This is a genomic window from Mesorhizobium sp. M2A.F.Ca.ET.039.01.1.1, assembly GCF_003998035.1.
Classification (GTDB): domain Bacteria; phylum Pseudomonadota; class Alphaproteobacteria; order Rhizobiales; family Rhizobiaceae; genus Mesorhizobium.
Genome location: NZ_RZRY01000308.1, coordinates 1 through 7,261 on the forward strand (window position 1 = coordinate 1; position 7,261 = coordinate 7,261).

Sequence of the window (7,261 nt, forward strand, 5' to 3'; positions counted from 1 at the left end):
GGTTCTTCATCTGCTTCGACGAGGCCGCCTTCCTCAACCGCCAGTACACGGTGTGGGGCCAGGTCATCGAGGGCATGGAAAATGTCGACAAGATCAAGCGCGGCGAGCCGGTGCAGGATCCCGACAAGATCGTGTCGCTGAAGGTCGCGGCCGACGTCAAGTAAGGGCATAACGATGATGGGCGCAGTCTGGTCCCTGCTCGGCATCCTGTCCGGCGCCTTCATCGCCATCCAGGCGCCGATCAATTCGCAACTGGCGCGCGGCCTCGGCCTTCCCGTGGCCGCCGCGGCGTTCTCGTTCCTGTCGGGCGCCATCGTCCTTGGCATCATTGCCCTCGCGGTGGTGAGGCTGCAGGGCATTTCGCTCGACTGGAAGGCGCCTGCGCCCTGGCTGTTCATCGCCGGCGGCATGCTCGGCGGCTTCTATGTCACGCTCTCCACCATTCTCACGCCGCGCATCGGCGCTGCGGCTCTCATGGCCTTCCTGGTCGCCGGGCAGTTGCTCGCCGGCATGCTGATCGACCGCGTCGGCTTCCTTGGCGTGGCGGTACGCGAAATCTCGCTTGGCCGCGTCGCCGGCGCGGTAATGCTGCTCGCCCGGGCGCTGCTCATCCGGCTTTTCTGATGCGTGTCGACCTGTTCGACTTCGAGCTGCCGGAGGAGCGCATCGCGCTTCGTCCGGTGGAACCGCGCGACAGCGCCAGACTGCTGGTCGTCGAGCCGGGCGAACCATTGCAGGATCGCGTCGTCTGCGACCTGCCTTCGCTGCTAAGGCAAGGCGACGTGCTGGTGTTCAACGACACCAAGGTCATCCCGGCGCAGCTCAAAGGCATGCGCAAGCGCGGCGAGGCGGTGGCGCAGGTCGAGGCGACGCTGCATATGCGCGTGGCGCCGGACCGCTGGCAGGCTTTCATGCGGCCGGGCAAGCGCATCGCCGCCGGCGACCGCATCCATTTCGGTCATGACGGCAGTTCCTGCTTCCTCGGCCAGCTTGACGCGACGGTGCTCGAAAAGGGCGAGGCTGGCGAGGCGCTGCTCGGTTTCGACCTTTCCGGGCCGTTCCTCGATGAGGCGCTGCATGCCGTCGGCCACATTCCGCTGCCGCCCTATATCGCCTCGAAGCGCGACGATGACGAGCGCGACCGCGCCGACTACCAGACCATCTATGCCAGGGAAGAGGGCGCGGTCGCTGCCCCCACCGCCGGGCTGCATTTCACGCCGGAACTGTTTGCCGCGCTCGACGCCCGGGGCATCGAGCGCCGCTTCGTCACGCTGCATGTCGGCGCGGGCACCTTCCTGCCGGTGAAGGCCGACGACACGGCCGACCACAAGATGCATGCGGAGACCGGCTCGGTAAGTGCCGAGACGGCGGCGGCGCTCAACGCCGCCAAGGCGCGGGGAGGGCGGATCATCTGCGTCGGTACGACATCGCTGCGGCTTCTGGAGAGCGCGGCTCGCGCGGACGGCAGGATCGAGCCCTGGTCCGGACCGACCGACATCTTCATCACGCCCGGCTATCGCTTCCGCACCGCCGACATGCTGATGACCAATTTCCATCTGCCGCGCTCGACACTGTTCATGCTGGTCTCAGCCTTCAGTGGGCTGGAGACGATGCGCTCGGCCTATGCGCATGCCATCGAGAACCGCTACAGGTTCTATTCCTATGGCGATGCCAGCCTGCTTTACCGAGCGGAGACGAGCGATGGACGATGATCTCAACGGCATGGACCGCAATAGGCTGATCGCGGAAGTGAGGAAGCTGCGCGCCGGCATCCGCGCGCATCGCGACACGACCGGGCATGATCTGTGCTGGCATCATCCCGACCTCTGGGACCTTTTGCCGGAAAAGACCGAGCCGTCGATCGCCGTGCCGCCATGGCCGAAATTCATGCGCGGCTGCATCCGCTACCGGCAGTCGCTCGACGAGCAGGCGCCCGATGCGCCGGTGCACGACAAGGAATTCAATGGCTGAGACTTTTTCCTTCAAGGTGCTTGCCAGCGACGGCAAGGCCAGGCGCGGTCTTGTCTCGATGCCGCGCGGCGAAATCCGCACGCCGGCCTTTATGCCGGTCGGCACCGGCGGCACCGTCAAAGCTATGTATATGGACCAGGTGCGCGGCGTCGGCGCCGACATCATTTTGGGCAACACCTACCATCTGATGCTGCGGCCAGGCGCCGAGCGCGTAGCCAGGCTCGGCGGCCTGCACGAGTTCGCGCGCTGGCCGCATCCGATCCTGACCGACAGCGGCGGCTTCCAGGTCATGTCGCTGTCGAAGCTCCGTAAACTGACCGAACAGGGCGTCACCTTCCGCTCGCATATCGATGGCGCACCTTATGAAATGTCGCCGGAGCGGTCGATCGAGATCCAGGGACTGCTCGATTCCGACATCCAGATGCAGCTCGACGAATGCACAGCGCTTCCGGCCAAACCTAAGGAGATCGAGCGCGCCATGGAATTGTCGCTGCGCTGGGCCGAGCGCTGCAAGATTGCGTTCGGCGATCAGCCGGGCAAGGCGATGTTCGGCATCGTCCAGGGCGGCGACAGCGCGCCGATGCGCGTGCGTTCGGCGCAGGCGCTGAAGGCGATGGATCTGAAAGGCTATGCCGTCGGCGGGCTGGCGGTCGGTGAGCCGCAGTCGGTGATGCTGGAGATGCTCGACATCACCTGCCCGGAATTGCCGGCCAACAGACCGCGCTATCTGATGGGCGTCGGCACGCCGGACGATATATTGAAATCGGTAGCCCGCGGCATCGACATGTTCGACTGCGTGATGCCGACGCGGGCCGGCCGGCATGGCCTCGCCTATACGCGCCGCGGCAAGGTCAATCTCAGGAATGCCCGCCATGCCGACGATCCGCGGCCGCTCGACGAGGAAAGCGATTGCCCTGCGGCGCGCGATTACTCGCGCGCCTATCTGCATCACCTGGTGCGCTCGCAAGAGTCGCTCGGAGCGATGCTGCTGACCTGGAACAACCTGTCCTATTATCAGAAGCTGATGCAGGACATCCGGGCAGCCATCGAGGCGCAGGCTTTTGAAGCGCGCGCCGCCGAGATCGCCGAAGGCTGGGCGAGGGGCGACATCCAGGCGATCTAAAGCGCGTCGCAGTCCTTCGGATTCGCTCGATGCGCTTCAGGTCTTTGACTTACGCATGTCTTTATCCCGAGACCGGTTCCCACTGTCGGGAGACATGCTCTAGCCGCTGGTCCCGCCGATTGACGGACGTTCTGCCTAGGAGCAGAATCTTGTCTTGAGGGATCAGCCATGGCTGTGACGTTCGATTTCGCCGGCAAGACGGCGATCGTGACCGGTGGGTCGAGGGGCATCGGCAAGGCCGTGGCCATGCAACTGGCGCGATCGGGATGCGACGTCTGGATATGGGATGCCGATCCAGCGCCACTCGACGGAACCCGCAGCCAAACGGTGGATGTAACCAAGGCAGGCGATATCGGAAAAGCCCTGAGCGAAGTGATCGCCGAGAGCGGCCGGGTCGATATTCTCGTTAACAATGCGGGCTATCTCGGGCCCTATCGCAGCTTCGAGGCTTTCGAGCCGGCCGAGTGGCAGCGCATCATCGGAGTCAACCTCATCGGCACGTTTGAGGTCACACATCAGGTTCTGCCGTTCATGCGCAAGACCGGCAGCGGCCGCATCGTCAATATGGGGTCGCTGGCCGGCAAGGAGGGATTGCCCAATCTTGCAGCCTATTCGGCGGCGAGCGCAGGTATCATCGCTTTCACCAAAGCCTTGTCGCGCGAAGTTAATGACACCGATATTCGCGTCAATTGCGTCGCGCCGGGGCCGATCGATACCGACCTTATCAGGCGACTTGGCAATCAAGTCGTCAGCGACATGATCGGCGCAAGTCCGCTCAAGCGCCTTGGCGCCGTCGACGAGGTCGCGGCGCTGGTGCTGTGGCTTTGCTCCGATGCCGTCAGCTTCAACACGGGCGCGGTATTCGACATGTCCGGCGGCCGGGCTCGCTACTGAACACCGGTTTATGTCCTGAGGCGACCCGAGACCCTCAAGCCTCCGCTTGAGGGCGCGAACCATTTTGAAACGACTGCGATTGTATAGATTGCCGGGATGATTTCAGGCAAAGGCGCAGACCTTGCTCGTCTCGGAACAAGCCTCGGTGTCGGGTGGGGCACAAACCAGCCGTGTTAGCGGCTCCCGCGAGCCTGCAGCCGCCGTCCAACAATGGACTGGAGCGGCCGTCGCGGTCATCGGGGTGGCCGGCCTCGTTCTGCGGGTGCCCGGCGCGCGGGGGTCCTACGCAGCGATGGTGGACAGAATGACGCGTGACGGCCCGGCGAATTACGCCACCAACCAGCAATTCCGGACCGTGATGACCGTCGATTATTTTGCCAAACGCCTTGGGCCGCCAGGCATTGTTTGTCTCCCTAGACAAAATATGCGACGAGCGTCCGTCCTGGCTGATCCTCGAGGGGCCTATCGACCGGCAGCCGCAATATGTCGAGGCCGTGCCGACCTGCAGGTCGGCCTATGAGCGTGTCGACGCCTCGACGAGCTGGGGACTTTCGGGCCTGGCCTGGACATTGTATCAGCGCCGGTATTGAGAGTGGGCCCGGCCAAATTCCGGCCGTCGCGCGCCTTCCCGGAATTGCTCAGGTGCTGACCGAGGCCGAGGCGCGCAAGCTGCAGCCGGTGATCTTGAAACTGCCGTCCGCCTGCTGCTGCAGCGTATAGACCGCCTCGTAATCCTTGCCGTCGGGCCCGACGATCAGTACCTGCTGGACGATCGAGCCGGGCCCGGTCTGCTCGGCCCTGCCGAAGGAATAGGATTGGGGCTTTCGCACCGGCGCATAGCCGTTGGTCACCATGTTCATGAAGGTGTCGACGGTCGGAAAGATCTGCTTCACATTGGGCGCGGCGAAACTGTAGGCGACGGCGCCGTCATTGGCGATGAAGGCCTTCAGCTGGCTATCGATGACCGTCTGCGCGGCCTTGACCTCCGCATCGCCGGCGAAGGCAAGCGAGGTCATCAGCATTGGAAAAAGAGCTAACGCGAACAGTGCGCGGCGCATGGGCTGCCTCCCGGAATTCGCCTGGCGAACGACTCTAACATACGCGTCGCGGCATGACGTGGTTTCACCGAGCTGCGAAGGTTTCGCCATTTCAGCGCCGGGAGGCGGGATCGGCCACTCTTTGAGCTGCGCGGCGCGTGAAGCTTGAAAGCCGGGCGGCAGTCTGCCACAAGGGCCGCTTATTCACGATGCAGGCGGCAGGACCGGGCAATGAAGGCATTTTTCGTGCAGATCAAGTGCGACCTCGGTAAGGCCTATGAGGTCGCTAGCGCGCTTGCCGACGCCGAGATCGCCTCCGAGATCTACTCGACCGCCGGCAATTACGACCTGCTGGCCAAATTCTACGTCGACGACGAGGAAGACGTCGGTCACTTCGTCAACGAGCGGGTACAGATCCTGCCCGGAATCAAGGACACCTTCACCATCGTGACCTTCCGGGCATTTTGACCGGTCAGGCGATGCCCCGTCGACAAGCAGGGGCTGACCCGACCTTGCCGCCTGTGCCTTAAATTTAGGCAATTTGCATAGAGTGGCCGTCACGGCTTCCTAAATCATCGATTGCGCTTGATTTTCTCCGGCGAGGCCAGTGAAATGGTCTCAGAGGGGAGTACTCGATTGGCAGCCTTCGATGAAATGCTTCCGGAAGTTTCCGGATTGAGAAGACCTTATGAGGCTTACGATCGCTGGCTGAAGGAGCAGGACCCGGCCAGGCTTACCCAGAAAATGCAGGACGCCGAGCGTGTCTTCCGCAAGACCGGTATCACCTTTGCCGTCTATGGCGAGCAGGAAGCTTCCGAGCGGCTGATCCCTTTCGACATCGTGCCGCGCATCCTCTCCGGCCACGAATGGCGCCGGCTGACGCAAGGCATCGAGCAACGCGTGCAGGCGCTGAACGCCTTTCTCGACGACATCTATCACCGCCAGGAGATTCTGCGGGCCGGGCGCGTGCCGAGGGATCTCGTTGCCAGGAACGAAGCCTTTCTGCCCGAGATGATCGGGGTGAAGCCGCCTGCCGGCGTCTACACCCATATCATCGGCGTCGACATCGTCCGCATATCGGAGAACGAGTTCTACGTGCTGGAGGACAATGCCCGCACGCCGTCGGGCGTCTCCTATATGCTGGAGAACCGCGAGACGATGATGCAGCTCTTTCCGGAGCTGTTCCAGAAGATCAAGGTGCGGCCGGTCGAGAATTATCCGCAGCTCCTACGCCAGTCGCTCGCAGCGGTCAGGCCGCAAAGCGCCAAGGGCGCGCCGACCATCGCGGTGCTGACGCCAGGCTCCTACAACTCGGCATATTTCGAGCATGCCTTCCTCGCCGACCAGATGGGCGTGCAACTGGTGGAGGGGCAGGATCTGCGGGTCGTTGACGGCCATGTCGCGATGCGCACGACCGAAGGCTACAAGCAGATCGACGTGCTCTATCGGCGCGTCGACGACGCTTTCCTCGATCCGCTGACTTTCCGCCCGGACTCCGCGCTCGGCGTGCCGGGCATCATGGATGTCTACCGCGCCGGCAACATCACCATCGCCAACGCGCCCGGCACCGGCATCGCCGACGACAAGGCGATCTATTCCTACATGCCGGAGATCGTCGAGTTCTACACCGGCCGCAAGGCCATTCTCGGCAACATCCCGACCTGGCGCTGCTCGGAGCCGGACAGCCTCAAATATGTGCTCGAGCACATCAGCGAGCTGGTGATCAAGGAAGTGCACGGCTCTGGCGGCTACGGCATGCTGGTCGGCCCGGCCGCAACCAAGAAGGAATGCCAGGAGTTCGCCAAAAAGCTGCAGGCGAAGCCTTCGAACTACATCGCCCAGCCGACGCTGGCGCTGTCGACCTGTCCGATCCTGACCGAAAAGGGCCTGTCGCCGCGCCATGTCGATCTTCGGCCTTACGTGCTGGTTTCGGACCGAATCCAGATCGTGCCGGGTGGGCTAACGCGTGTTGCCCTCAAAGAGGGTTCTCTGGTGGTCAATTCCTCACAAGGCGGCGGCACCAAGGATACGTGGGTACTCGACGACTAGAGCGGTGAATGGTGAACGGTAAAATGGTGAATGGTCAGATGCCTAGTTACGAGAGGATGGCAATGACGAAGTGTTGCTGGGTACTACTAACTATTCACCATTCACTATTCACCATTCACTAGGCAAATCCACATGCTTCTTGGCCGCACCGCAAACGGTCTCTACTGGATGAACCGCTATATAGAGC

General features: G+C 62.8%; 10 protein-coding genes. 9 read left to right on the plus strand and 1 reads right to left on the minus strand.

All coding sequences use genetic code 11. The features are described 5' to 3' along the window. From EOA24_RS21725 to EOA24_RS21755, 7 genes are all read left to right on the plus strand, one after another. On the plus strand, nucleotides 1–164 hold a 164-nt coding region (locus EOA24_RS21725; RefSeq protein WP_189354112.1), incomplete at its 5' end, for a peptidylprolyl isomerase. 10 nt (nucleotides 165–174) lie between these two features. Continuing rightward, the gene (locus EOA24_RS21730; RefSeq protein WP_126082583.1) at nucleotides 175–624 is read left to right on the plus strand and encodes a DMT family transporter; all 450 of its coding nucleotides are present in this window, start codon (nucleotides 175–177) and stop codon (nucleotides 622–624) included. Beyond that, complete coding sequence (gene queA / locus EOA24_RS21735; protein ID WP_127410051.1) at nucleotides 624–1,712, plus strand: tRNA preQ1(34) S-adenosylmethionine ribosyltransferase-isomerase QueA; 1,089 nt, start codon at nucleotides 624–626, stop codon at nucleotides 1,710–1,712. Before EOA24_RS21730 ends, queA begins: the two co-directional genes overlap by 1 nt. Next, complete coding sequence (locus tag EOA24_RS21740; RefSeq protein ID WP_126082585.1) at nucleotides 1,702–1,971, plus strand: hypothetical protein; 270 nt, start codon at nucleotides 1,702–1,704, stop codon at nucleotides 1,969–1,971. Before queA ends, EOA24_RS21740 begins: the two co-directional genes overlap by 11 nt. Further along, a complete protein-coding gene (tgt, locus tag EOA24_RS21745) occupies nucleotides 1,964–3,094 on the plus strand; it encodes a tRNA guanosine(34) transglycosylase Tgt (RefSeq protein ID WP_126082586.1) in 1,131 nt (376 codons plus the stop codon). Before EOA24_RS21740 ends, tgt begins: the two co-directional genes overlap by 8 nt. A gap of 168 nt (nucleotides 3,095–3,262) precedes the next feature. Next, nucleotides 3,263–3,988, plus strand: a complete 726-nt coding sequence (locus tag EOA24_RS21750; protein ID WP_126082587.1) for an SDR family NAD(P)-dependent oxidoreductase — start codon at nucleotides 3,263–3,265, stop codon at nucleotides 3,986–3,988. 401 nt (nucleotides 3,989–4,389) lie between these two features. Beyond that, nucleotides 4,390–4,578: a hypothetical protein gene (locus tag EOA24_RS21755; RefSeq protein ID WP_126082588.1), complete on the plus strand. Its 189-nt coding sequence runs from the start codon at nucleotides 4,390–4,392 to the stop codon at nucleotides 4,576–4,578. Nucleotides 4,579–4,626: 48 nt separating this feature from the next. Here the strand turns inward: EOA24_RS21755 and EOA24_RS21760 are convergent, their stop codons facing one another. Then, complete coding sequence (locus EOA24_RS21760; protein ID WP_126082589.1) at nucleotides 4,627–5,046, minus strand: DUF4864 domain-containing protein; 420 nt, start codon at nucleotides 5,044–5,046, stop codon at nucleotides 4,627–4,629. A gap of 210 nt (nucleotides 5,047–5,256) precedes the next feature. Here EOA24_RS21760 and EOA24_RS21765 point away from each other — a divergent pair, with 210 nt between their 5' ends. Together EOA24_RS21765 and EOA24_RS21770 are read left to right on the plus strand one after the other, a co-directional pair. Further along, nucleotides 5,257–5,493: an Lrp/AsnC family transcriptional regulator gene (locus EOA24_RS21765; RefSeq protein WP_027166286.1), complete on the plus strand. Its 237-nt coding sequence runs from the start codon at nucleotides 5,257–5,259 to the stop codon at nucleotides 5,491–5,493. A gap of 168 nt (nucleotides 5,494–5,661) precedes the next feature. Continuing rightward, nucleotides 5,662–7,074: a circularly permuted type 2 ATP-grasp protein gene (locus tag EOA24_RS21770; RefSeq protein WP_042642643.1), complete on the plus strand. Its 1,413-nt coding sequence runs from the start codon at nucleotides 5,662–5,664 to the stop codon at nucleotides 7,072–7,074. Nucleotides 7,075–7,261: the final 187 nt, after the last annotated feature.

Bases quoted from the DNA above. Each gene is read 5' to 3' on its own strand.
- EOA24_RS21730 (WP_126082583.1), top strand. From the start codon at position 175: ATGATGGGCGCAGTCTGGTCCCTGCTCGGCATCCTGTCCGGCGCCTTC.
- queA (WP_127410051.1), top strand. From the start codon at position 624: ATGCGTGTCGACCTGTTCGACTTCGAGCTGCCGGAGGAGCGCATCGCG.
- EOA24_RS21740 (WP_126082585.1), top strand. From the start codon at position 1,702: ATGGACGATGATCTCAACGGCATGGACCGCAATAGGCTGATCGCGGAA.
- tgt (WP_126082586.1), top strand. From the start codon at position 1,964: ATGGCTGAGACTTTTTCCTTCAAGGTGCTTGCCAGCGACGGCAAGGCC.
- EOA24_RS21750 (WP_126082587.1), top strand. From the start codon at position 3,263: ATGGCTGTGACGTTCGATTTCGCCGGCAAGACGGCGATCGTGACCGGT.
- EOA24_RS21760 (WP_126082589.1), bottom strand. From the start codon at position 5,046: ATGCGCCGCGCACTGTTCGCGTTAGCTCTTTTTCCAATGCTGATGACC.
- EOA24_RS21765 (WP_027166286.1), top strand. From the start codon at position 5,257: ATGAAGGCATTTTTCGTGCAGATCAAGTGCGACCTCGGTAAGGCCTAT.